The sequence below is a fragment of the Tabrizicola sp. genome, assembly GCF_022842145.1.
Taxonomy (GTDB): Bacteria; Pseudomonadota; Alphaproteobacteria; order Rhodobacterales; family Rhodobacteraceae; genus Tabrizicola.
Genome location: NZ_JALHQD010000007.1, coordinates 214,240 through 236,152, shown reverse-complemented (window position 1 = coordinate 236,152; position 21,913 = coordinate 214,240). Strand labels below are relative to the sequence as shown.

Genomic DNA, 21,913 nt, shown 5'->3' with positions numbered 1-21,913 from the left:
GCTGCCGCCACCGCGGCGATGACCCCGGCACTGGCGCAAGAAGCCACGACGGCCACTGCCGAGACCGCCGTGAAGGATTTCTCGGTGGGTTCGCCCGATGCCAAGGTGAAGATGGTGGAATATGCCAGCTTCACCTGCCCGCATTGCGCGACGTTCCACGAGACCGTCTATCCGCAGCTGAAGACGGAATACATCGACACCGGCAAGGTGCACTTCACCCTGCGCGAGGTCTACTTCGACCGCTACGGCCTTTGGGCCGCGCTGATCGCGCGCTGCGGCGGCGACATGAAGTATTTCGGCATCCACGACATGCTGTTCGCGCAGCAGAAGGACTGGGCCGCGTCCGAGGACCCGATGCAGGTCGTCGAGAAGCTGAAGACCATCGGCCGCGCGGCGGGCCTTGAGGATGCGGCGATGGACGCCTGCCTGAACGACACCGCCAATGCCGAGGCGCTGATCAAGCAGTTCCAGACCAACTTCGAGGCCGACGGGGTCGAGGGGACTCCGACCCTGTTCATCAACGGCTCGAAGCATGGCAACATGGCTTACGAGGACCTGAAGGCGATCCTCGACGCGGAACTGGCGAAGTAATGACGACACCGCTGGAGGGGGTCCGCGTCATCGAGCTGGCGCGGATCCTTGCTGGTCCCTGGGCGGGGCAGACCTTGGCTGACCTTGGTGCCGACGTGATCAAGGTCGAGGCACCCGAGGGGGATGACACCCGGCGCTGGGGGCCTCCGTTCATCGAGGCGGGGGGCGAGAAGACCGCCGCCTATTTCCACGCCGCGAACCGGGGCAAGCGGTCGATCATCTGCGATTTCCGGACGGCAGAAGGGCAGGAGGTTGTGCGTCGGCTGGTGGCCGATGCGGACGTGGTGATCGAGAACTTCAAGGTCGGCGGGCTGGCAAAATACGGGCTGGATTGGGAGAGCCTGCGGAAGGTGAACCCGAAGCTGATCTATTGCAGCATCACCGGTTTCGGGCAGGACGGGCCTTACGCGCACCGGGCAGGCTATGACTTCATCATCCAGGGGATGTCGGGGTTGATGTCGGTGACGGGCGCACCTGAGGGCCAACCGCAGAAGGTGGGCGTCGCTGTGACGGACATCTTCACCGGCGTCTATGCGGCCACCGCGATCCTGGCGGCGCTGGTGCAGCGCGGGCGGACGGGCGAGGGCCAGCAGATCGACATGGCGCTTCTGGACGTGGCGACTAGCGTGATGGCGAACCAGGCGATGAACTATCTGGTGTCCGGGAAGGCTCCGGGCCTCATGGGCAACGCGCATCCGAACCTTGCACCTTATGCGGTGTTCGATTGTGCGGATGGCTGGCTGATCCTGGCGACCGGGAATGACGGGCAGTACCAGCGGCTGTGCCGGTTGCTGGGGCTGGAGGCGATGGCGACGGACCCGCGCTTCCTGACCAACGCCGACCGGATCGCCAACCGGGTAGAGATGACGGAGCTTCTGACAGCGGCGACGCGGACCTGGGCCAAGGCGGACCTGTTGGCGGCTTGCGAGGCGGAGGGCGTTCCGGCGGGGCCGATCAACGATCTGGCGGAGGTTTTCGCCGACCCTCAGGTCGTGGCGCGGGGGATGCAGATTGCGCCGGAGGGGATGAAGGGCGTCCGCAGCCCGATGACATTCTCGGGGGCGGAACTGGCGCTGGACCGGCCGGCGCCAAGACTGGGACAGCATCAGGACGACGTGCTGGGGAAGCGGTAGGACGCACCGGAGTGTTGAAACGGGCCAGCCTTTGTGGCGGGCTACAGGCCCAGCCGGTCGAGCCGGGTATCCAGCGCGGTCCAGTCGTCGATCTTCAGGCGGACCACCAGGGTCAGGACCTTCGGCCGCCACTGCGGGGGCAGGCGGGCGGCGTCCTTTTCCGTGGTGACAAGCTGCGCCCCTGCGGCCGCAGCCTCGGCCTCCAGGCGGCGGAGGAGGGTTTCGGACAGCATCTCGTGATCGGCCAGCGCCTCGCCGCGGATCAGTTCGGCCCCCTCGGCTTTTAGGGTGGCGAAGAAGCGGGAGGGGTCGGCGATCCCGGCGAAGGCGAGGAGGCGCTCCCCCTTCCAATCCATGCCCATCTTCAGCGGCAGGAGCGCGCCCGTCAGGCGAGGGACCTGGACGGTGCGGCCCCAGGTGGTGTCGAACTGCGCCTGTGCGGCGGCCGCGCCGATGGTCAGGACAAGGTCGGCGCGGGCGAGGCCGGTTGCCACCGGCTCGCGCAGGGGGCCGGCGGGGATGCAGCGTCCGTTGCCGAAGCCCTTTGCTGCGTCAACGACGACCAGAGACAGCGAGGGTTGCACGGCCGGGTTCTGATAGCCGTCGTCCATCAGGATCACCTGGGCTCCGGCAGCTTCGGCGGCCTGCACTGCGGCAGCGCGGTCGCGGGCGACCCAGACCGGGGCGAAGGCCGAGAGGAGCAGCGGCTCGTCGCCAACCTCGGCGGCGGTGTGGCGTGCTTCCTCGACCCGCACGGGGCCTTCCACCGACCCGCCGTATCCCCGGCTGACCACGTGGACCCTGTGGCCCCTGGCGGTGAGGCGTTCGATGAGGGCGATGACGGTGGGGGTCTTTCCCGCGCCCCCGGCGGTCAGGTTGCCGACGCAGATCACCGGGACCTGTGGCTCAAGGCCCGGCTGGCGCAAGCGGCGGGCGGTGCCTGCGGCGTAAAGCCAGCCCAGGGGGGCAAGGAGGCGCGGCAGCAGCCCCGGGTGATCTGGCGCGCGCCACCAGAAGCCGGGGGCGCGCATCATTCGTCCCCGTCCATGATGGCGCGAACGCGGGTAAGCACCAGTTCGGTCACCTCGGCCCCGTCGCTGGCAACGGCCCAGGCGGCCTGGGCCAGCCGCGCGGCGCGGTCCGGCGCAAGGAGATCACCAAGCGCCTCGCCAAGGCCCGTGGCGGAGGCCACCGCCCGCGTCGCCCGCGCAGCACCAAGGCGACCGAAGATCGGCCCTGACAGGCCGGTGCGCGGACCATGCAGGATCGCTGACCCCAGCGCCGCGGCCTCCATCGGATTGCGGGTCGGGCCTTTGCCCATAAGGCTGCCACCCAGGAAACAGACCGGGGCAAGCCGATACCAGAGCCCATATTCTGCCGGGTTGTCGACGACGAAGACCTCGATGTCCGGCTCGGGCTCTTCTTCGAGTGCACGCTGTGCCAAGGCCCAGTCGTCGGCTTCCAGCGCCGACGCCAGGGGTGCCGCGCGGGTCGGATCTTCAGGCATCAGGATTAAAAGCAGGCGGTGCGAATGTTGCAGGGCCATCCGGTGCGCCTGCAGGACTGCCGCCTCTTCCTCATGGGTCACGCCGGCGGCAAACCAGACCGGCCGGGCCGCAAGCAGCTTTGCCAGCGCCGACCGCTCGGCCTCGGTCGCGGGCAGAACGACGCCGTCCTCCTCCATCCGTCCGGTGACCGCCACGGCGGACAGCGCAGCGCCGCCCTTGCGGAAGGCGCGCGCGGCGCTTTCGTCGACGGCCATGATCCCGCGGAACCGCGCCAGTGCCGAACGCATCAGGCCCGGATACCAGCCGTCCCGTTCGCGCAGGAAAGCCGGAGCCCTGCCGTTGACCACAAGCATCGGGATCTTCCGTTCGGCCGCTTCGTGCATCACGGCGGGCCGCAGCTGGCCACCGGCGAAGATGGCGATCTCGGGGCGCCAATGGTCGAGGAAACTGCGCGCCTCGGCTGGGCTGTCGTTGGGGGGCGGCTGCACCAGCACGGCAGGATGCGCCGTGATCTGTCCCGGCGCGGTCAGGAGGACGGGAACGCCGTCCTCTTCGACCAGCCTGCGCGCCAGCGCCTGCATGGGACTGACAGCCTCGGCATCCGGGGCATGCAGCCAGACAAGACGCCCCGCCGGACGCGGAGGACGCGCCGAGCCTTCCGCCTGCTCGCGCCGCTGGCCGAGATTGTAGAGCGTCAGGCCCAGCGATGATGGCATGGCTTTCAGTCGCCCAGCTCCTCGGTTGCCGAGCCGGGTTTGGCCTCGTCGCGCAAGCGGTGGATATGGGCGATGAAATAGCGCATGTGGGCGTTGTCCACCGTGCGCTGCGCCTCGGCCTTCCAGGCCGAAAACGCGCTTTCGTAGTTGGGAAACATCCCGACGATATGGATCTGGCCGACGTCGCGGAAGACGTTGGTCTGGGGGTCCACCAGCTCGCCACCGAAGACGAGATGCAGGCGCTGGGTCATGGCAGGCTCCGTGTCATGAGATCGCGCGGACCCTATCCGCTTCGCCCGCCGGGGGGAAGATGCGGGCCGTTTCGCGGCGGGGGTCTTGCGTTGCGCAGCATGAAGGGCAACATTGCGTTCGGGCGTGGGACGCGCCACCATTGTAAAGAGGGGGTTTTTCGTGGACATCCAAGACCTTATCGGCTGGCCGCTGGTCTATATCTTTATCGCTCTATTCATCATCATCTCGATTTTCCTGGGGGTCCGCATCGTTCCCCAGTCGGAAAAGCACGTGGTGGAACGCTTTGGTCGGCTGCGGTCGGTGCTTGGGCCGGGGATCAACTTCCTGGTCCCGTTCCTGGACCGGATCGCCCACAAGGTTTCCGTGCTGGAACGCCAGCTCCCCACCGCCAGCCAGGATGCGATCACCGCCGACAACGTGTTGGTGAAGGTCGAAACCTCGGTCTTCTACCGCGTGACGGAACCAGAAAAGACCGTCTACCGGATCCGGGACGTGGATGGCGCCATCGCGACCACCGTGGCCGGCATCGTCCGGTCCGAGATCGGCAAGCTGGAGCTTGACCAGGTCCAGTCCAACCGCGCCCAGCTGATCGAGCGGGTGCGCGAGCAGGTTACGGCGATGGTCGATGATTGGGGGGTCGAGGTGACCCGGGCCGAAATCCTGGACGTCAACCTGGACGAACAGACCCGCGCTGCCATGCTGCAGCAGCTGAACGCCGAGCGGGCGCGGCGTGCGCAGGTGATGGAGGCCGAGGGCAAGAAGCGGTCAGTCGAGCTGGGTGCCGACGCCGATCTTTACGCCGCCGAACAGGCCGCCAAGGCCCGCCGCGTGACCGCCGACGCCGAGGCCTATGCGACCGGCGTCATCGCCGGTGCGATCAAGGAAAACGGGCTGGAGGCAGCGCAGTTCCAGGTGGCGCTGAAGCAGGTCGAAGCGATGGAAGCCATCGCTGTCGGCCAGGGCAAGCAGACGATCCTGATCCCGGCCAGCGCGCTGGAGGCGTTCGGGGATGCCTTCAAGATGCTGAAAGGACGGGGTTGAGATGCTGACGTCGCTTGTCGGGACCTGGTGGGCCTGGGTGGTCCTGGGCTTTGCCCTGGGTGTGCTGGAGATCCTGGCGCCCGGCTACATCTTCCTGGGCTTCGCCGTCGGGGCGATCGTCACCGGCGCGCTGGTCGGGTTTGGCCTTCCGGCCGGGCTGCCCGCGCTGGTCCTGATTTTCGCGGTCGTCTCGGTGGTCGCCTGGCTGGTGCTGCGCCGGGTGGTGGGCGTGCGCGAGGGCCAGGTGAAGATCTGGGACCGCGATATCAACGACAAGCCCTGACCGGGTCCTGAGGGTGGACTTCACCGGGGCCAAGGCGGCGCTGTTTTGCGGGGCCTCGGTGCTGGTCTACCTGAGGGATGAGAAACCGGGCCTGCGCTGGCCCGGTCTCTGGGACCTGCCCGGCGGCGGTCGGGAGGGTCTGGAAAGCCCCGAGGACTGCCTGCTGCGCGAGCTGTGGGAGGAGTTCGGGCTGACGCTGCCCGCGGACCGGCTGGTCTGGCGGGGGGTGTTTCCGTCGATGGTGGACGAGGGGCGTGAGGCGGTGTTCTTCGGGGGCTGGCTGTCCGTCGATGAGGTCGCCTCGGTCCGCTTCGGGGACGAGGGGCAGGGCTGGGAGCTGATGCCGGTCGAGGGGTTCCTTGAGCATCCTCTGGGGGTTCCCGAGATGCAGCGGCGGGCCGGGATCGTGTGGGGCGAGATCGGTCCGCTGTAGCGCCCCCTATGCTGTGGCTTGGGCCAGTGGTCAACGGCCAACGCCACGTGGAACGGAAGAGGCCCATACTGCGTCTGGCAGAAATCTGGTTTACCAACTCAACTGCAAATGTCAGATGAGTTGGGTGAAGGCGTTTTTGCTCGACGTCGGCTTGGTTGCACCGACGGAGAGACAGGTGGGGCGAAATGGGTGTCAGGCGGGAATTGCGCAAAGTCGGCAAGCTTTTTGGCCGCAGTGAAAGTACGGCAACTGCCATTCCGAACGAGCGGCTGGGCTATGACGGCGAGGCCGACGCGCTGCTTGCGATCCCGCGGGTTAGGTCGCGGACAATGGTGGCGCACGCCTCGCTTCTTTCACTTTGGGCGCAGATTCGACATTGCGAATTGAAGGGCCTCCCGGGTGCCTATGTCGAATGTGGTGTCTGGAAGGGTGGTGTTGGCGGGCTGATGGCGCTGGCGAACATGGCCTATGGTGCGGACCGTCGTCCGATTCACCTGTTCGACATCTTTGATGATATCTGCGAGCCGGACCCCGCCGTTGATGGTGAGCGTGCTTTGACTGAAGTCGAGCAGTTTGCCGGGCGCAGTCGGGCAAGCCTTTCGGGAAAGATGCAACCATTATCAGGTGTTTACGACCATATAGGCGGTCCCGGCGATGCAGAGGCCGTGCAGAAATTCGTGGCCGAAGAGCTTGGTTACGGCACTGACTTTACTCGCATTCACAAGGGCTGGTTCGAAGATACCGTTCCAATTGTCACCATCGGCCCGATTGCCATTTTACGGCTGGACGGCGATTGGTACGCGTCAACCAAGCTTTGTCTGGACCATCTTTATGATGCCGTGGTTCCGGGTGGGTTTGTCATCGTTGACGACTATGGAACCTATGAAGGCTGTCGGAAGGCCGTCGACGAGTTTCTTGCAATGCAGCCTGAGCAGCCATTCCTGAACTATGTAACGGCGGATGTTCGTTACTGGATCAAGCCGGCAGGCGCCAGCCTCGCTTGAAGGCCGGGCCGCGGCTTACCTGATCGTATCGCCCCGCTGCAACGTCGGGAAGAGTTCCACCTTCTCGCCCTGGGACGCCTTGCCCGCGATGATCTCGGCCGCGCGTTTTCCGATTTCCAGACGGCAGGCGTCCATCGTGGCGAGTTTCCGGGGGAGCCCGTCCAGCAGTTCCACACCGTTGAATCCGGCAAGACCAATGCGGCCGGGGACGTCGATGCCTTGGGCGAGACAGTAAAGAAGGCCCCCTGCCCCGATCATGTCGTTGGAATAGTAGAGGAAATCGACGTCGGGCGTGCGGTTGAGGACGGCGGCGGTCATCTCGCGACCTTTCAGAAGGGCGGAGCCGCCGGAGTAGTATTCGCGGTCCACCAACGTCAGGCCCGCCTTGGCCAGCGCCTCTTCGAAGCCTTCCAGCCGCTTCTTGGCGCGGAAGTCGTTCGGCATCTGGGTGCCAAGGAAGGCGATCTTGCGGTAGCCGGCGGCGATGATCGCCTCGGCCATCTGGCGGCCGGCGCGGCGGTGAGAAATGCCGACGGCGTGGTTGATGGGGTCGCCATCGATGTCCATGATCTCGACGATGGGAATACCGGCGCGGCCCAGCATGGCGCGGGCGGCGGTGGAGTGCTCAAGCCCGGCGATGATCATCCCCGAGGGACGCCAGGACAGCATCTCGTAGATGACCGATTCCTCGCGGTCGGGCAGGTAATTGGTGACGCCGACGACGGGTTGCAGGCCGGTGCCGTCCAGCACTTCGGAAATGCCGGTCATCACTTCGGGGAAGACCATGTTCGACAGCGACGGGATCACCACGCCGACCAGGTTCACGCGCTGCGAGGCGAGTGCACCGGCGATCTTGTTCGGGACGTAGCCAAGGGCGCGGGCGGCCTCCAGCACCTTTTCCCGCGTCGGGGCCGAGACATCGCCGCGGTTGCGCAGGACCCGGCTGACCGTCATTTCGGAAACGCCTGAGGCCTCGGACACGTCGCGGAGGGTCAGGGTGTGGCGCGGGTCGGGGGTGGGCTTGGTCAAGGCGCTCTTCCGTTCATGCGGTACCCCTTGTTACCGCCAAAGAGAAGGCTTGTCCAAGGCGGTTTCGTCTGCTATTGTTACCGCTAACAGCCACCTTGTGCTGGCCATATCTGGCGTGTCCTGCAAGCTCTCAAACTGGACACGACGGACCAAAGGGGGGGTAGTGGGCCAAAACTTGCCTCCCCTTTTCATTTCCAAAGGTTGAATTGCCGCGCGTTTCGTCGCATGACGAAGCAGGTCCAGACACGGGGCCCCGTAGCTCAGGGGATAGAGCGGCCGCCTCCTAAGCGGCAGGTCGATGGTTCGAATCCATCCGGGGTCACCATCATCTGATGTCAGGACGGCCAGCTGGAAGAGCTGCGGCCAGCCAGTGCGAACGGAATTTCTGGCGGTGCCGTTGCGGATGCCAGCCCACGCCGGGGCTGGACACCAGAGCGTTCTCAGCAGGTGCACTGCCCCGCTTCACCCAGAGTGTTGCACGAGCAGTTGTCTGAACCTCCACCCCCAAGAAGCAGCGCTCCGACAAGTAGGAGCCCGGCGCCGAGCGCAATTTTCTCGCCTGGCGAGAAGATAACCGCGGGTCGGCCAAGTTCTGGTGGTTCTTCGATAATCACCGGTCCCCCGGCGTGCGCCGGAATGGCAGTGAAGACGGCCAGGGCGAGTGCAAGCAGTTTCATGTTGTTGTTCCTTTGGTTGATAGCGTCTTCTGCGGTCCTGGGGGAGCGCGAGAGCCGTTGTGGAAACAACGGGCGACCGGCAGACGATCCCGGCTGCGACAGAATAATCGGCACTGTGCTTTCCAGGCACAGGTGATGGAGAAGCCGGGCACGGTGCGGTCTGTCCGGGATCGAACCTTGCGCTTCCTTCCCTAGAATCAGTCGGATAGGCTGTTTCTTGCGGTATCGCAGGGGGGCTTTGGCATGCGGCGGATTGCGGTGCTGGATATTGGCAAGACCAACGCCAAGGTCTTGGTCGTGGACCTTGCCACGGGCGCCGAGGAGGTGCTGGCGCGGACGCCCAACGCGGTGGTGCGCGGTGGGCTTTATCCGCATCATGACCTGGACGCGCTGTGGGGCTTTGCGCTGGCTGGGCTGAAGCTGGCGGCAGCGCGGGGAGTTGACGCTGTGTCGATCACCACGCATGGCGCGGCTTGCGTTCTGGTGGACGAGGCGGGCGCGCTGGCGCTGCCGATGCTGGATTATGAGCATGACGGGCCCGATACGCTTGCCGCCGAGTATGGCGCGGTTCGGCCGGGGTTTGCCGAGACGGGGTCCCCGCGTTTGCCGGTTGGACTGAACGTGGGCGCACAGGTGTTCTGGCTGTCGCGGGCGCATCCGGCGGAGTTCGCGCGGGTCCGCCATGTGCTGATGCTGGCGCAGTATTGGTCGTTCCGGTTGTCCGGCGTGGCTGCGAGCGAGGCGACGTCGCTGGGCTGCCATACGGATCTGTGGAACCCGTGGGCGGGACGGTTTTCGTCCCTGGTCGGCCGGATGGGCTGGGAGGGGTTGTTTCCTCCGGTCCGCAAGGCGGCCGATGTGCTGGGGCCGGTGCTGCCTGAGGTTGCCGAGGCGACGGGGTTGGCGGTGGGGACGCCGGTCCTGTGCGGGATCCATGATTCCAACGCCTCGCTGGTGCCGCATCTGGCAGAGGCGCCCTGCGGGGTGCTGTCGACGGGGACCTGGATGATCGTGATGGCCCTGGGCGGGCGTCCGGTGGAGTTGGACGCAAGCCGCGATGTGCTGGTGAACGTCAACGCCCTGGGCCAGCCGGTGCCGACGGCGCGGTTCATGGGCGGGCGCGAGATGGACGAAATCATGGGGGGGCGGATCGTGGAGCCCTCGCCAGAGGATTTGCGCGCGGTGCTGGAGGGGCGGGTGATGGCGATGCCGTCCTTGCATCCGGACACGGGGCCGTTTCCGGGCAAGCGGTTCGGCTGGATTGGTGGCGAGCCGGAAGGCGGCGCGCGGATGGCGGCGGCCTCGTTCTATGCAGCTATGATGGGGGCGGAGTGTCTTGATCTGGCCGGGGCGGAGGGGCCGGTGATCGTGGAGGGGGCGTTTGGGGGGAACCTCGCGTTCCTGCGGATGCTGGCGACGGCGACGGGGCGGGTCGTGCGCGGCTCGGGCCAAGGGGCCGGGACGGGGTTGGGCGCGGCGCTGCTGGCGGGGCCGTTGCAGGCGAAGGGGCCTGCGGCGGTGGAGGTCCTGCCGGAGCGGGATGCGGTCTGGACCTGCTATGTCGGCGCGTGGCGGGAGGCTGTCGCGCACTGGTGACGGCTCCTCGATGACTTCGTCACTCGTCGCGGGGCGTCAGCGAGGAGGAGACGAAGTCGAACGAGGAGCGGTCAGGGGAGATGGAAGGTCTCGGCTAGCGGGATCGCGACGGGGGAGCCGTCGGGGTTCGTGGCCATGATGTCGCCCATGTAGGCCCACCAGCGTTTCATCACCGGGTGGTTGGGCAGGTCGTCCATCCCGTGGTCGTCGCGGCGTTCGAGGTAGCCGAAGAGGGTGTTCGTCTCGTGGTCCAGGTGGATCGAGTAGTTCGAGATTCCCGCTTGGTGCAGGAGGTCCACGAGATCGGGCCAGATCTCGTCATGGCGGCGGGTGTATTCGGCCTCCATCCCGGGATTGAGGCGCATCTTGAAGGCGTGGCGCTGCATTACGCTTCCTTTCTGCGGCGGGATTTGAAGTCGTTGAGGAGGTTGGGGAGGAGGACGGAGGCGATCAGAAGAATGCCGATCACGCCGGTCTGCATGTGGCCGGTGATGTTCATCAGGCCCATGCCGTTCCTGAGATTCAGGATGATGAGGATCGAGAGGAGCACGCCCACCATGCTGCCCTTGCCGCCGAAGATGCTCACGCCTCCCAGAAGGACCATCGTGATGATGTCAAGCTCGAAGCCGAAGGCGGTGTCGCCGCGGACCGAGCCGAGGCGGGCGGCGTAGAGGAGGCCGCAGAGGGCGGAAACGAGGGCGGAGAGCAGGAAGAGGATGGTTTTGACGCGGGCGACGTTGAGGCCGGAGAAGCGGGCAACCTCGGCATTGGTGCCGATCACGATGACCTGCCGCCCGAAGGACGAGCGGTGGAGGGTCATGCCGAGGAGGATCAGCAGGATGAAAAACAGGAGGATGGCCAGGGTGATCGGGCCGAGGATGCCCTTCTGGCCGAGGTCGGTGAACCATTGCGGGAAGTCACCGAGCGAATTGTCCTGGACGAGGACCCGGGCGAGGCCGCGGAAACCGATCAGCATGGCAAGGGTGACGACGAGGGACGGGATGCCGACGCGGGCGATGAGGACGGCGTTGACCATTCCGGCGACAAGGCCGGCGGCGAGGCAGATCAGGATGGCGAGACCCCCCGGTGTGCCGACGTTGACGAGGTAGCCGAAAAGGGCGGCGGAGAGGCCCATGATCGAGGCGACGGAGAGGTCGATCTCGGCGTTGATGATGACGAGGGTCATGATCAGGGCGACGATGATCTTCTCGATCGACAGCTGGAAGAGGTTGATCTGGTTCTGGATCGTCAGGAATTCGGGCGCGAAGCTGGCGTTGAGGGCGAGCGTGGCGAGGAAGACGGCGAGAAGGCCGGTTTCCCAGGGGGTGAGGAACTTGGTCATGGTTGGCCCCCCTTGCGAAGTCGGGTGAGTTGGCGGCTGGCCAGCGTGTCGAGGGTCACGGCGGCCATGATGAGGCCCCCGAGCAGGGCGTCACGCCAGAATTCCGAGACGACGGCCCAGCGGGTGAGGGAGTTGTCGATGGTGTCGACCAGAAGCGCGCCCATCAGGACGCCGATCATCGACCCGGTGCCGCCCATGATGGAGACGCCTCCGACCACGACGGCGGCGATGGCTTTCAGTTCGAACCCCAGGCCTGCGACGACGGTGATGTTGCCGAACTTGGCGAGGAAGAGGAAACCGGAGAGGCCGGCGAAAGCTCCGCTGAGGATGAAGGCTGACAGGACCACGCGGCGGGCGTTGATCCCGGCCATGACAGCGGCATCGGGGTTGGAGCCGACGGCGTAGAAGCGGCGGGCGGGGCGGTAGAAGGTGAGGGCGAGGCCGGTGACGAGGCAGGCGGCGAGGGCGAGGACGACGGTCACGCGGACGTCGAGGTCGCCGATGGAGAAGGCGTTGGCGGAGGGGAGGTCCACCAGCCATTGCGGCAGACTGGCGGTGGTGATGGTCTTGGCGTCGGACCATTCGACGAGGAAACTGCGGAACAGCGCCAGGGTGCCCAGGGTCACGATGATCGAGGGCACGCGGCCGAAGGCGATGATGATGCCGTTCAGCGCGCCGAAGCCGGCGCCGATGGCCATGCAGAGAAGGACCGCCAGCACGGGGTGCATCTCGGGCATCGCACTGAGGCTTTGCCCGGCCATATAGGCGACGACCCCCATGATCGAGCCGACCGAGAGGTCGATGTTGCGGGTCATGATGACGATGGCCTGACCGACGGCCAAGGGCAGCACCACGGCGGCGGAGGTGCTGATCCGGTTGAACATGCGGGGGGAGAGGTAGCCCTCGATCTGGGTGGCGAAGAACAGGATCGTGGCGAGGAGGGCCAAGGCCAAGGCGAGGAGACGCAGGGTCTGCGGCGAGGCGCGGGAGAGGAGGCCGGTCATGTGTGCCTCGTCGTGGCGCGGGTTGGGGCGGTGGGTGAATGGAGCGCTGACGCGCATTGCTTTTGTCTCGCCTCTGCGCGCGAAGGGCGCGCAACCGGCTCGGGCCTTTGCCTCCGGCGGGGATATTTGGGGACAGATGAATGGGTGTAGGGGTGGCACGCGGTCATGCGGCGGGTCTTTCGGCGTTGGCTTGGCCGGCGGCCATGGCGATGACGCGTTCCTGGGTGGCGTCCTCGATGGGGAGGATGCCGGCCTGGCGACCCTCGCGCATGACGAGGACGCGGTCGGCGAGGGCGAGAACTTCGGGCAGGTCGGAGGAGATGACGAGGATGGCGACGCCTTCGGAGGCCAGCTGGCGGATGATGGCGTGGACCTCGGCCTTGGCACCGACGTCGATGCCGCGGGTCGGTTCGTCGAAGATGAGGACGCGGGGTTTCGTCTCCAGCCACTTGGCCAGCATCACCTTCTGCTGATTGCCGCCGGAGAGCTTGCCGACCTCGACCCTGGTGTCGGGGGAGCGGATGGCGAGGCGCTTGCGGTAGGTTTCGGCCATTGCGGATTCCGCCTGCCGGTCGATGAGACCGAAGGGCTTCAGGAGTTTTTTCAGGCTCGCCAGCGAGATGTTGGCAAAGATGGAGAGCGGCATGGCGAGGCCGAGCTTGCGGCGGTCTTCGGAGACATAGGCGATCCCGAGGTCCATTGCCTGCTGCGGGGTCGTGATGCGGACCGGTTGGCCTGCGAGGGTGATTGTCCCCTCGGTCGCGGGGGCGATGCCGAAGAGGGTGAGGGCGACATCGGTCCGGCGCGCGCCGACAAGGCCTGCGAAGCAGAGGACCTCGCCCTTGTGCAGGTCGAAGCTGATGTTCTGGAAGACGCCTGCGCAGGTGAGGTTTTTGACCGAAAGGAGGGTCTCGCCATGCGGATTGGCCGCTGTCTTGACGGCGAAGCTTTCGAGGGCGCGGCCGACCATGTCTTTCACCAGACCGTCTTCAGTCACTTCGGCGATGGGCTTGGTTGAGATGTGCTGGCCGTCGCGGATCACGGTGACCCGGTCGGCGATGCGGAAGATCTCGTCCAGGCGGTGGGAGATGTAGATGACGGCGACGCCCTGGGCCTTGAGCGCGCGGGCGATGTCGAGGAGACGGGCGACTTCGTGCGCCGAAAGGCTGGCGGTCGGTTCGTCCATGATCAGGACCTTGACCTTCAAGGACAGCGCGCGGGCGATTTCCACGGTCTGCTGTTCGGCGAGCGTGAGGCCCGAGGCGGCGCGGCGGACGTCCAGTTTCACGCCCAAAGGCGCGATCAGCGCGTCGGATTCGGCATAGATCTCGGACCAGCGCATGATGCGGCCCTTGGAGCGGTTCGAGATGAAGATGTTTTCGGCGACGTTGAGGTCGGGGAACACCATCGGCTCCTGGTAGATCGCGGCGATGCCGGCGTCTTGCGCGGCTTCGGTGGATTTCAGGGTGACGGACTGACCGTCGACCAAGATGGTGCCGGTATCGGGCTGGTGAACGCCGGTCATCATCTTGATGAGGGTCGACTTGCCCGCGCCGTTTTCGCCGACGATGGCGTGAACTTCGCCGGGCATGACGGCAAGGCTCATGTCCTTCAGCGCCTGGGTGGCCGCGAAGGACTTGGACAGGCCTTTGAGTTCCAGGACCGGCTGGGTCATGGGGCGTTCCGATGCAAAGAAGGGGAAGGGGGCCGCGCGTGGCGACCCCCAGGGAGCAAAGGCTGCCTTAGTTGGCGGCGGCTTCGACGTTGTCCTTGGTGTAGACCGTGAACGGCCCCATCAGGATACGCTTGGCACCGGCGCGGCCCGGGTCTTCCTCGATCTTGAAGGTGCCCATCCGGCCGGCGGCGAACTCTTCACCAACTTCGCCTTTGATGGCGCCGGTGGCGAGAGCGTAGGATGCTTGGTAGGTAAGGTAGCCAAGGTCGACGAAGCTCCACAGCGCGAAGGCCGGGGCGCAGCCGTTGAGGGAGTAGCTGACCATTTCTGCGGGCAGGCCGAGGCCGGAGACCTTGACCTTCTCGCAAAGGCCCTCGTCCTGCATGGCCTTGGCGGCGGCGACGATGCCGACGGTGGTGGGGGCCATGATGACCTTGAGGTCGGGGTACTTGTCGACGAGGCCGAGAGCCTTGTTGTAGGATTCCTCGGACTGGTCATTGCCGTAGACGACGTCGACCAGCTTCAGGTCCTTGTACTTGGCGTCCGAAGCCATCGTGCCCTTCATCGCTTCGATCCAGGCGTTCTGGTTCGAGGCGTCGGGGGATGCCGAGAGGATCGCGACTTCGCCCGCGCCACCGGCAAGGTCGAAGGCCATGTCGGCCATCACGACGCCGATGGAGCCGAAGTCGACCTGGGCGACGAAGAACGACTCACCCGCGCCGTTCGGGATCGGGCTGTCCCAGGTCACGACCTTGGTGCCCGCGGCGGCGGCGGCTTCGGCGGCGGGGGCGATCTGGTCACCGGCGTTGTTCGAGAGCATCACGACGTGCTGCTTCTGCGTGGTCGCGGTGGTCAGCATCTCGACCTGGCCAGCGGCCGAGTTTTCCGGGGTCGGGCCGATGAATTCCAGTTTGCCGGTCGAGCCAAGCTCGGCTGCGGCTTCCTGGGCGCCACGGTTGGCCTGGTCGAAGGGCAGGATGCCGAGGAATTTCGGCAAGAGGACGGCGTTGACCTCTTGTCCTGGCGTCGCGGTGACGGCTTCGGCGAACGCGGTCGAGCCCATCAGGCTGGCCGCAAGACCTGCCGCGAGGGCAAGGCCGGAAAGTTTCATCATCATTGGTAGTCTCCTCCCGTTTTGTTATGCCTGCCGCCCCCTCCTCAGGCTGCGGTCAGGACCTTCGCTTCCTTAGGGTCGATCAGGATCACCTCGACACCCAGCTGTCGCAGGTGATCCAGCATGTGCGGTGGCGCGCCCGTGTCGGTGACCAGTGTGGACACACGGGTCAGGGGGCAGACCACCATGTTGCCGCGCGCCTCGAACTTGGAGCTGTCGGCGACGACAATGAGGTTTTCGGTGCGGGTCAGCAGCTTTGCCTCGGCCCGGGCCACCAGCGGATCGCTTTCGATGATGCCAAGGGGCGTGATCGAATAGCAGGACATGAACATCTTCGACGCGGCGAAATGCTGGATCGCGTCTTCGTCGAAGGGGGAAAGGATGATCCCGGCCTCGCGGTACAGCTCACCCCCCGGCAGGACGACGCGATTCATCGAATGGCTGATGAGTTCCTGCGCGATGGGGAAGGAGTTCGTGAGGACCTGCATCCGGTGTTGCCGCAGGTATTGCGCCATGAACCAGGTGGTGGAACCTGCGTTCAGGATGATGGAATCGCCGTCCTGGCAGAGGTTGGCCGCGCCCTGGGCCACAGCCTGCTTTAGGTCGGCGTTCAGGGTCTGGCTGGCATCGAAGCTGGGCGCGGTCAGCGGCGTCTGGCCGGAGGCGACGGATTCCGCCCCGCCGTGGACCCGACGCAGCTGGCCGGAGTCTTCCAGTTTCGCGAGGTCACGACGCAGGGTGGCGACGGAAGCGCCCGTGACGCCCACCAGGTCGGCGACGCGGACGATGCCACGGTCCCGCAGGCGGGTCAGGATCAGTTGCCATCTTTCGCGTTCGTGCATCATGGACGGAAGGCTGTCAGAATCGCTCATATCCGTCAACAAACAATCGCAATGCTGCACTGCGGAAGGTTCTCTGCGGCGCAGAATGGCGTTTCATGATTGACTGTGATCGCTTTGCGCCTATCCTTGGCCCCAAATCCTTTAGCCAAAGTCCGGACCGATGACCCAGGAAATCACCCTAAAGTCCCTGTGGGACGACGCTTATGCCGCCACCTTGGACGAGCCGGGCAAGCTTCTGTACCGGTCGAACCTGCTGGGATCGGACCTGCGAATCACCAATTTCGGGGGCGGGAATACCTCGGCTAAGGTGACGCACAAGGACCCGCTGTCGGGGGAGGACGTGCAGGTTCTGTGGGTCAAGGGCTCGGGCGGGGACATCGGGTCGATGAAGCTGGATGGGTTCGCGACGCTGTACATGACGAAGCTGATGCAGCTGCGGGCGCAGTACCGGGGGCTGGACCAGGAAGACGCGATGGTCGAGGCCTTGGGGCATACGATCTTCAACCTGAACCCGCGCGCGCCGTCGATTGATACCTGGCTGCATGGGTTTGTTCCCTTTGCCCACGTGGATCACGTGCATTCCGACGCGGTGATCGCGATTGCCGCCAGTGCGGATCAGGTTCGGCTGACGCAGGAGATCTTTGGCGGAGAGCTTGGCTATCTGCCTTGGCAACGGCCCGGGATCGACTTGGGTATCAAGCTTGGCCGGATGGCGGAAGAGAACCCGAAGCTGAAGGGCGTCGTATTGGGGCAGCATGGGCTGTTCACCTGGGCTGACACGGCGAAGGACTGCTACCTGCTGACGCTGGAGATGATCAACAAGGCTGCCGTCTGGCTGGATGCGAATGTGAAGCGCCCGGTGTTTGGCGGGGAGAACGTGGCCTCGCTGGCCGCCGAGGACCGCAAGGCGACGGCGCGGCGGTTGATGCCGTTGATCCGGGGGCGCATCTCCGGCGGCGCGCATATGGTCGGGCATTTCACCGACGCGCCGGAGGTGCTGGAGTTTGTAAACTCCAATGCGCTGGACCAGCTGGCGCCGATGGGGACGTCTTGCCCGGACCACTTCCTGCGGACAAAGATCAAACCGCTGGTGGTGCCGGCGGATGCCGATGCAAGCGCGCTGGACGGGCTGATTGCGGGGTACCGCGTGGACTACGCGGCCTATTATGACCGCTGCAAGCGGCCCAATTCGCCCGCGATGCGCGACCCGAATGCGGTGATCTACCTGGTGCCGGGAGTGGGGATGCTGTCGTTCGCCAAGGACAAGGCCACGGCCCGCGTGTCGGCCGAGTTCTACGTCAACGCGATCAACGTGATGCGGGGGTCTTCGGGCGTTTCGGAATATCAGGGCCTGCCGGAGCAAGAGGCCTTCGACATCGAGTACTGGCTTCTGGAAGAGGCCAAGCTGCAGCGGATGCCGAAGCCGAAAGCGATGCAGGGGCGGATTGCCTTCATCACCGGGGGAGCGGGCGGGATCGGGTCGGCCTCGGCGGAGCGGCTGCTGCGGGAAGGCTGCAACGTGGTGCTGGCCGACATCGACCAGACCGCGCTGGATGAGGTCGTCGCCGGGTTTTCCAAGCGGTACGGGCGCGACATGGTTCGGGGCGTCTTGATGGACGTGACGTCCGAGGCGGCTGTCATTGCAGCGGTGGAGTACACGGTCAGCGAATACGGCGGGCTGGACGTGCTGGTGAACAACGCCGGAATCACCAGCGCGGCGGCGGTCGAAGATACGACGCTGGCGATGTGGAACAAGACGATGGACATCCTGTCCACCGGCTATTTCCTGGTGGGCCGCGAGGGATACCGGGTGCTGAAGGCGCAAGGCATCGGCGGGTCGATGGTGTTCATCAGTTCGAAGAACGGAGTGGCGGCGTCGCCGGGCGCGTCGGCCTATTGCACGGCCAAGGCGGCAGAGATTCACCTTGCGCGCTGCATGGCGCTGGAGGGGGCCGCACTGGGGATCAGGGTCAACGTGGTGAACCCGGACGCCGTCTTGCGCGGCTCGAAAATCTGGAAGGGCGAGTGGTCGGAACAGCGCGCGGCGTCGAACAAGATCGCCGTGTCGGACCTGGAGGAGCATTACCGCAAGCGCAGCCTGTTGCAGCGGTCGGTCTTCCCCGAGGACATTGCGGAGGGGGTCTACTTCTTCGCCTCTGACGTTTCGAACAAGTCGACGGGCAATTTCCTGAACGTGGACGCGGGCAATGCCGTGTCCTTCACGCGCTAGGGGGCGGTGATGCTGATTTCCGAGGATCTGGTCGGATCGCTGAACGACGCGGCGCGGGTTGCGCATGAGGATGAGTTTGGCGCGCTGGGGCGGAAGCTTCAGCGTCGGGGTTTGGACATCGAGGCGGTGGTGGCCCGGGCGATGGCCTGGTCGGTCGCGGTGCCGACCTGGGGTGTGGGGACCGGTGGAACGCGGTTCGCGCGGTTTCCGGGTCTCGGAGAGCCACGGGGCATCCATGACAAGCTGGCCGATTGCGGCGTGATCCAGCAGCTGACGCGGGGGACGCGGACGGTTTCTCCGCATATCCCGTGGGACAAGGTGAGCGATTACAACGCATTGCGGCAGGAAGCGGCGCAGTACGGGCTGGGGTTCGACGCGGTGAATTCGAACACCTTCCAGGACCAGGCGGATCAGGGGTTGAGCTACCGCTACGGGTCGCTGGCCAACGCCAAGGCGGATATCCGGGCGCAGGCGGTGGCGCATAACATCGAATGCATCGAGATCGGGAAGGCGCTGGGTGCGCCCGCGCTGACGGTCTGGATCGGGGACGGGACGAACTTTGCCGGGCAGCAGAGCCTAAGCGCCATGTTCGAGAACTACCTGTCGGCGATGGCGGAGGTCTATGCCGCCCTGCCCCCGTCGATGGCGATGTTCATCGAGCACAAGATGTATGAGCCGGCCTTCTATTCGACGGTGATCAGCGATTGGGGGTCATCCCTGATGGCGGCGCAGGCGCTGGGGCCTCAGGCGAAGTGCCTGGTGGACCTCGGCCACCACGCGCCCAACGTGAACATCGAGCAGATCGTCGCGCGGCTGGTGCATGTCGGGCGGCTGGCGGGGTTCCACTTCAACGATTCGAAATATGGCGATGACGATCTGGACGCGGGCTCGGTTGACCCGTTCCGGCTGTTTCTGGTCTTCAACGAGCTGGTCGAGGCGGAGTTGCGCGGGGCCAAGGGCTTTGCGCCGTCCTACATGATTGACCAGAGCCACAACGTCACCGATCCGATCGAAAGCCTGATGGGTAGCGCGGTGGAGATCGCGCGGGCCTATGTGCAGGCGTCCTTGGTGGACCGGAAGACACTGGCCGAGGCACAGGAGGCCAATGACGTCATGGCCGCACATCGTTGCCTGAAGGCGGGGTTCCTGACCGACGTGTCACCGATCCTCGCCGAGGCGCGGATGCGGCAGGGTGGGGCTTATGATCCCATCGCGGCCTACCGGGCGTCCGGCTACCGCGACCGGGTGGCCAAGGAGCGGCCTGAAGTGAAGGGGTCCTCGTCCGGCATCGTCTGAGGTCCGCACCGGAGGGGAGGCCGGTTGGATGGAAAAACACTCGATCATCGACGAAAGCCATGCCTTCTGGGACGAGGTGGTGCTGCCCCTGTTGGCCGCGCGCTTTCCCGAGGAGACGAAGCAGATGGCGGCGGGGGTCTTCGGCTACGGGTCCGAAGTGCTGCGGCTGGATGACGAGTATTCCACCGACCACCACTTCGGCCTGCGGGTGAATGTGCTGCTGCCCGAGGGGGTGATGGCCGCGCGCGGAGCGTTGATCGAGGATGCGCTGGCCGAGGGGTTGCCCTCGTGTTGGCGGGGGCGGGAGTTGCGCGAGGGCTACACCCGGACCAAGGGCGTCGCGCTGGCCTCGCTGGAGCATCACCTGCGGTCGACCATCGGGCTGGACCATCCACCGCAGACCCATGCCGAGTGGCTGGCGATCCCGGAGGAGGACATGATGCATGTTGTCGCCGGGGAGGTCTGGCATGACCCTTCGGGCCGATTTTCCGCGGTGCGGGAGGCGCTGGACGGCTATTACCCCGAGGAGGTCAGGCTGCGGCGGCTGGCGCATTGGTGCCGCTATTTCAGCGGCATGGGGGTTTATGCGCTGAAACGGGCGCTGCTGCGGAACAACGAGCTTTACGCCAACACCACCTTCGCGCGGAGCCTTCGGTGGGGGGTGCAAATGGCCTTCCTCTTGGACCGGCAATACTACCCTTATGACAAATGGCTGACGGTGATGTTCCACCGCCTGCCCCGGATGGGGGCGCGGCTGGCGGCGATTGTCGAGGAAGCGCCAAGGCTTGGCACGACTTGGGAGCGGAAGCTGGAACTTCTGCACCAGATGTCGGACGTGCTGGATCAGGCGATGGTCGAGGACGGGCTGATCGCGCCACATCCGGCGTACAAGGTCTCGAAGACTTCGGGTTACCGGCTGTTGGAAAGCGCCTATGCCGAATTGATCCGCAAATGCCCGGCCGAGATCCGGGGCATCGTTCCACAATGGGAGCAGGTGCATTGGGAAGGGTTCCACTCCGAATTCGTCGCGGGGGTGGGGCTGGAGGACTGGCGGCGGATGCTGCTTCTGGAGGAATGCGAATGAACGGTTATGAACGCGTGATGGCGACGATCAATCACCAGCCGGTGGACCGCACGCCCATCGACTGCTGGCTGTACCAGAAGCAATTCCTGGAACGGCTGGAGGCCGATTACGGCCCGCGCGAGAAGTTCATCGAGGAGTTCGGCATCGACGTCTTCGTCGGCCTCATGCCCTTCCCCAACCAGCACGGCCGCAAGTTCGACATCCACGAGCTGGCCGATGTTCCGCTGGAGGACCCGCGCGATCCGAAGTGGCTGAATTTCACCGACTGGAACTATGATTTCGGCGGCACGAACATCGCCACGGCGATCCGCGACCACAAGGGCAAGCGCTGCGTGCTGGCGCATTGCTGGGGGATGGTCGAGGGGACGTCGTCCTTTCTGGGGATCGAGAACTGCTGGATGAACCTGGGCGGCAACCCGCAGCTGATGGCCAACTTTTTCGACCGCTATGCCGACTGGATGTGCATCCAGGTCGACCAGATGATCGAGGCCGGGGTGGACATGATGACCCTGTCGGACGACTGGGGGTCGAACGGGACGATGCTGTTTTCGCCGAAATCCTGGCGGGCGCTGATCAAGCCCTATGCGATGCGGGTGGTGCAGCACGCAAGATCCAGGGGGATGCCGGTCAACCTGCATTCAGACGGCTACATCCTGCAGGTCGTCGATGACATCATCGAGATGGGCTACACCTCGTGGCACCCCGTGCAGGAAAGCGCCGGGATCAACCCGCGCGAGGTCAAGGAGAAGTGGGGCGACAAGATCACGATCTACGGGTCCTTGGACGTGATCGACGGTCTGTTGAAGTACGACGGCGAGGAACTGGACGAATACATCACCGAACGGTTCGGCATCTATGCGCCGGGCGGCGGGTTCATCTTCAACGGCGGGCACTTCATTCAGCCGGACATTCCTCCGCTGCGGCTGGTTCGGGCCTACCGGCTGGTGAACAAGCTGGCGTCGCAATACGGGACGCTGCAGTAGTGCTGGCCCACGCCGTCGGGCCTGTGAAAGCTCCTGACGGGGCAGTGTGGATCGGTCCGGCGCATCCGTTTGACCTGCGC

The 21,913-nt window shown here is 65.4% G+C and carries 22 protein-coding genes and 1 tRNA gene; 12 read left to right on the top strand and 11 right to left on the bottom strand.

From position 1 onward, the window contains the following. Window positions 1-18 precede the first annotated feature (18 nt). Window positions 19-591, top strand: coding sequence for a DsbA family protein (locus Q0C42_RS16655; protein ID WP_295078533.1), 573 nt, complete (start codon window positions 19-21; stop codon window positions 589-591). Continuing rightward, the gene (locus Q0C42_RS16650; RefSeq protein ID WP_295078421.1) at window positions 591-1,724 is read left to right on the top strand and encodes a CaiB/BaiF CoA-transferase family protein; all 1,134 of its coding nucleotides are present in this window, start codon (window positions 591-593) and stop codon (window positions 1,722-1,724) included. Before Q0C42_RS16655 ends, Q0C42_RS16650 begins: the two co-directional genes overlap by 1 nt. Before the next feature lie 41 nt (window positions 1,725-1,765). Here the strand turns inward: Q0C42_RS16650 and lpxK are convergent, their stop codons facing one another. From lpxK to Q0C42_RS16635, 3 genes are read right to left on the bottom strand one after another with little or no spacing between them, the layout of a single operon-like run. Further along, window positions 1,766-2,755 (bottom strand): tetraacyldisaccharide 4'-kinase, encoded by a 990-nt coding sequence (gene lpxK / locus Q0C42_RS16645; protein ID WP_295078530.1) that lies wholly within the window; start codon window positions 2,753-2,755, stop codon window positions 1,766-1,768. After that, a complete protein-coding gene (locus Q0C42_RS16640) occupies window positions 2,755-3,948 on the bottom strand; it encodes a glycosyltransferase N-terminal domain-containing protein (RefSeq protein WP_295078418.1) in 1,194 nt (397 codons plus the stop codon). The genes lpxK and Q0C42_RS16640 overlap by 1 nt, the downstream gene beginning before the upstream one ends. Window positions 3,949-3,953: 5 nt before the next feature. Further along, complete coding sequence (locus Q0C42_RS16635; protein WP_295078415.1) at window positions 3,954-4,199, bottom strand: DUF4170 domain-containing protein; 246 nt, start codon at window positions 4,197-4,199, stop codon at window positions 3,954-3,956. Between the two features lie 160 nt (window positions 4,200-4,359). Here Q0C42_RS16635 and Q0C42_RS16630 point away from each other — a divergent pair, with 160 nt between their 5' ends. From Q0C42_RS16630 to Q0C42_RS16615, 4 genes are all read left to right on the top strand, one after another. Further along, a complete protein-coding gene (locus Q0C42_RS16630; protein WP_295078412.1) occupies window positions 4,360-5,241 on the top strand; it encodes an SPFH domain-containing protein in 882 nt (293 codons plus the stop codon). Between the two features lies 1 nt (window position 5,242). Next, entirely contained in the window at window positions 5,243-5,524 is a 282-nt protein-coding gene (locus Q0C42_RS16625; RefSeq protein WP_295078409.1) for a hypothetical protein, read from the top strand. A gap of 13 nt (window positions 5,525-5,537) precedes the next feature. Then, window positions 5,538-5,957, top strand: a complete 420-nt coding sequence (locus tag Q0C42_RS16620) for an NUDIX hydrolase (RefSeq protein WP_295078406.1) — start codon at window positions 5,538-5,540, stop codon at window positions 5,955-5,957. Window positions 5,958-6,142: 185 nt separating this feature from the next. Continuing rightward, a complete protein-coding gene (locus tag Q0C42_RS16615; RefSeq protein ID WP_295078403.1) occupies window positions 6,143-6,961 on the top strand; it encodes a TylF/MycF/NovP-related O-methyltransferase in 819 nt (272 codons plus the stop codon). 15 nt (window positions 6,962-6,976) lie between these two features. Here Q0C42_RS16615 and Q0C42_RS16610 read toward each other — a convergent pair whose 3' ends face one another. Continuing rightward, window positions 6,977-7,990, bottom strand: a complete 1,014-nt coding sequence (locus Q0C42_RS16610) for a LacI family DNA-binding transcriptional regulator (protein ID WP_295078400.1) — start codon at window positions 7,988-7,990, stop codon at window positions 6,977-6,979. Between the two features lie 249 nt (window positions 7,991-8,239). On the opposite strand from Q0C42_RS16610, the gene Q0C42_RS16605 reads away from it, so the two are divergent. Beyond that, window positions 8,240-8,315 (top strand) — tRNA-Arg (locus Q0C42_RS16605). 115 nt (window positions 8,316-8,430) lie between these two features. On the opposite strand, the gene Q0C42_RS16600 is transcribed toward Q0C42_RS16605, so the two are convergent. Next, a complete protein-coding gene (locus tag Q0C42_RS16600) occupies window positions 8,431-8,667 on the bottom strand; it encodes a hypothetical protein (RefSeq protein WP_295078397.1) in 237 nt (78 codons plus the stop codon). Window positions 8,668-8,910: 243 nt separating this feature from the next. Here Q0C42_RS16600 and Q0C42_RS16595 point away from each other — a divergent pair, with 243 nt between their 5' ends. Continuing rightward, the gene (locus Q0C42_RS16595) at window positions 8,911-10,263 is read left to right on the top strand and encodes an FGGY family carbohydrate kinase (RefSeq protein WP_295078395.1); all 1,353 of its coding nucleotides are present in this window, start codon (window positions 8,911-8,913) and stop codon (window positions 10,261-10,263) included. 71 nt (window positions 10,264-10,334) lie between these two features. Here Q0C42_RS16595 and rhaM read toward each other — a convergent pair whose 3' ends face one another. The 6 genes from rhaM to Q0C42_RS16565 all read right to left on the bottom strand — a co-directional run bounded on the left by rhaM (window position 10,335) and on the right by Q0C42_RS16565 (window position 16,243). Then, window positions 10,335-10,649, bottom strand: a complete 315-nt coding sequence (rhaM, locus tag Q0C42_RS16590) for an L-rhamnose mutarotase (RefSeq protein WP_295078392.1) — start codon at window positions 10,647-10,649, stop codon at window positions 10,335-10,337. After that, window positions 10,649-11,605 (bottom strand): ABC transporter permease, encoded by a 957-nt coding sequence (locus tag Q0C42_RS16585; RefSeq protein WP_295078389.1) that lies wholly within the window; start codon window positions 11,603-11,605, stop codon window positions 10,649-10,651. Before Q0C42_RS16585 ends, rhaM begins: the two co-directional genes overlap by 1 nt. After that, a complete protein-coding gene (locus Q0C42_RS16580; RefSeq protein ID WP_295078386.1) occupies window positions 11,602-12,609 on the bottom strand; it encodes an ABC transporter permease in 1,008 nt (335 codons plus the stop codon). Before Q0C42_RS16580 ends, Q0C42_RS16585 begins: the two co-directional genes overlap by 4 nt. Before the next feature lie 163 nt (window positions 12,610-12,772). Further along, window positions 12,773-14,284, bottom strand: coding sequence for a sugar ABC transporter ATP-binding protein (locus tag Q0C42_RS16575; protein ID WP_295078383.1), 1,512 nt, complete (start codon window positions 14,282-14,284; stop codon window positions 12,773-12,775). 67 nt (window positions 14,285-14,351) lie between these two features. Beyond that, entirely contained in the window at window positions 14,352-15,401 is a 1,050-nt protein-coding gene (locus Q0C42_RS16570) for a substrate-binding domain-containing protein (RefSeq protein ID WP_295078380.1), read from the bottom strand. A 41-nt stretch (window positions 15,402-15,442) separates the two neighbouring features. Continuing rightward, entirely contained in the window at window positions 15,443-16,243 is an 801-nt protein-coding gene (locus tag Q0C42_RS16565; protein WP_295078377.1) for a DeoR/GlpR family DNA-binding transcription regulator, read from the bottom strand. Window positions 16,244-16,400: 157 nt separating this feature from the next. On the opposite strand from Q0C42_RS16565, the gene Q0C42_RS16560 reads away from it, so the two are divergent. From Q0C42_RS16560 to Q0C42_RS16545, 4 genes are read left to right on the top strand one after another with little or no spacing between them, the layout of a single operon-like run. Continuing rightward, window positions 16,401-18,470: a bifunctional rhamnulose-1-phosphate aldolase/short-chain dehydrogenase gene (locus tag Q0C42_RS16560; protein WP_295078374.1), complete on the top strand. Its 2,070-nt coding sequence runs from the start codon at window positions 16,401-16,403 to the stop codon at window positions 18,468-18,470. A gap of 9 nt (window positions 18,471-18,479) precedes the next feature. Further along, window positions 18,480-19,766, top strand: coding sequence for an L-rhamnose catabolism isomerase (rhaI, locus tag Q0C42_RS16555; protein ID WP_295078372.1), 1,287 nt, complete (start codon window positions 18,480-18,482; stop codon window positions 19,764-19,766). 28 nt (window positions 19,767-19,794) lie between these two features. Next, on the top strand, window positions 19,795-20,850 hold the full coding sequence (locus tag Q0C42_RS16550; protein WP_295078369.1) for a DUF4037 domain-containing protein: 1,056 nt from the start codon (window positions 19,795-19,797) through the stop codon (window positions 20,848-20,850). Continuing rightward, window positions 20,847-21,833, top strand: a complete 987-nt coding sequence (locus tag Q0C42_RS16545; RefSeq protein WP_295078366.1) for a uroporphyrinogen decarboxylase family protein — start codon at window positions 20,847-20,849, stop codon at window positions 21,831-21,833. Before Q0C42_RS16550 ends, Q0C42_RS16545 begins: the two co-directional genes overlap by 4 nt. Window positions 21,834-21,913 lie beyond the last annotated feature (80 nt).

Coding starts and splice junctions, on each gene's coding strand:
- Q0C42_RS16655 (WP_295078533.1), top strand. CDS start 19: ATGACCCCGGCACTGGCGCAAGAAGCCACGACGGCCACTGCCGAGACC.
- Q0C42_RS16650 (WP_295078421.1), top strand. CDS start 591: ATGACGACACCGCTGGAGGGGGTCCGCGTCATCGAGCTGGCGCGGATC.
- lpxK (WP_295078530.1), bottom strand. CDS start 2,755: ATGCGCGCCCCCGGCTTCTGGTGGCGCGCGCCAGATCACCCGGGGCTG.
- Q0C42_RS16640 (WP_295078418.1), bottom strand. CDS start 3,948: ATGCCATCATCGCTGGGCCTGACGCTCTACAATCTCGGCCAGCGGCGC.
- Q0C42_RS16635 (WP_295078415.1), bottom strand. CDS start 4,199: ATGACCCAGCGCCTGCATCTCGTCTTCGGTGGCGAGCTGGTGGACCCC.
- Q0C42_RS16625 (WP_295078409.1), top strand. CDS start 5,243: ATGCTGACGTCGCTTGTCGGGACCTGGTGGGCCTGGGTGGTCCTGGGC.
- Q0C42_RS16615 (WP_295078403.1), top strand. CDS start 6,143: ATGGGTGTCAGGCGGGAATTGCGCAAAGTCGGCAAGCTTTTTGGCCGC.
- Q0C42_RS16600 (WP_295078397.1), bottom strand. CDS start 8,667: ATGAAACTGCTTGCACTCGCCCTGGCCGTCTTCACTGCCATTCCGGCG.
- Q0C42_RS16595 (WP_295078395.1), top strand. CDS start 8,911: ATGCGGCGGATTGCGGTGCTGGATATTGGCAAGACCAACGCCAAGGTC.
- rhaM (WP_295078392.1), bottom strand. CDS start 10,649: ATGCAGCGCCACGCCTTCAAGATGCGCCTCAATCCCGGGATGGAGGCC.
- Q0C42_RS16585 (WP_295078389.1), bottom strand. CDS start 11,605: ATGACCAAGTTCCTCACCCCCTGGGAAACCGGCCTTCTCGCCGTCTTC.
- Q0C42_RS16580 (WP_295078386.1), bottom strand. CDS start 12,609: ATGACCGGCCTCCTCTCCCGCGCCTCGCCGCAGACCCTGCGTCTCCTC.
- Q0C42_RS16575 (WP_295078383.1), bottom strand. CDS start 14,284: ATGACCCAGCCGGTCCTGGAACTCAAAGGCCTGTCCAAGTCCTTCGCG.
- Q0C42_RS16570 (WP_295078380.1), bottom strand. CDS start 15,401: ATGATGATGAAACTTTCCGGCCTTGCCCTCGCGGCAGGTCTTGCGGCC.
- Q0C42_RS16565 (WP_295078377.1), bottom strand. CDS start 16,243: ATGATGCACGAACGCGAAAGATGGCAACTGATCCTGACCCGCCTGCGG.
- Q0C42_RS16560 (WP_295078374.1), top strand. CDS start 16,401: ATGACCCAGGAAATCACCCTAAAGTCCCTGTGGGACGACGCTTATGCC.
- rhaI (WP_295078372.1), top strand. CDS start 18,480: ATGCTGATTTCCGAGGATCTGGTCGGATCGCTGAACGACGCGGCGCGG.
- Q0C42_RS16550 (WP_295078369.1), top strand. CDS start 19,795: ATGGAAAAACACTCGATCATCGACGAAAGCCATGCCTTCTGGGACGAG.
- Q0C42_RS16545 (WP_295078366.1), top strand. CDS start 20,847: ATGAACGGTTATGAACGCGTGATGGCGACGATCAATCACCAGCCGGTG.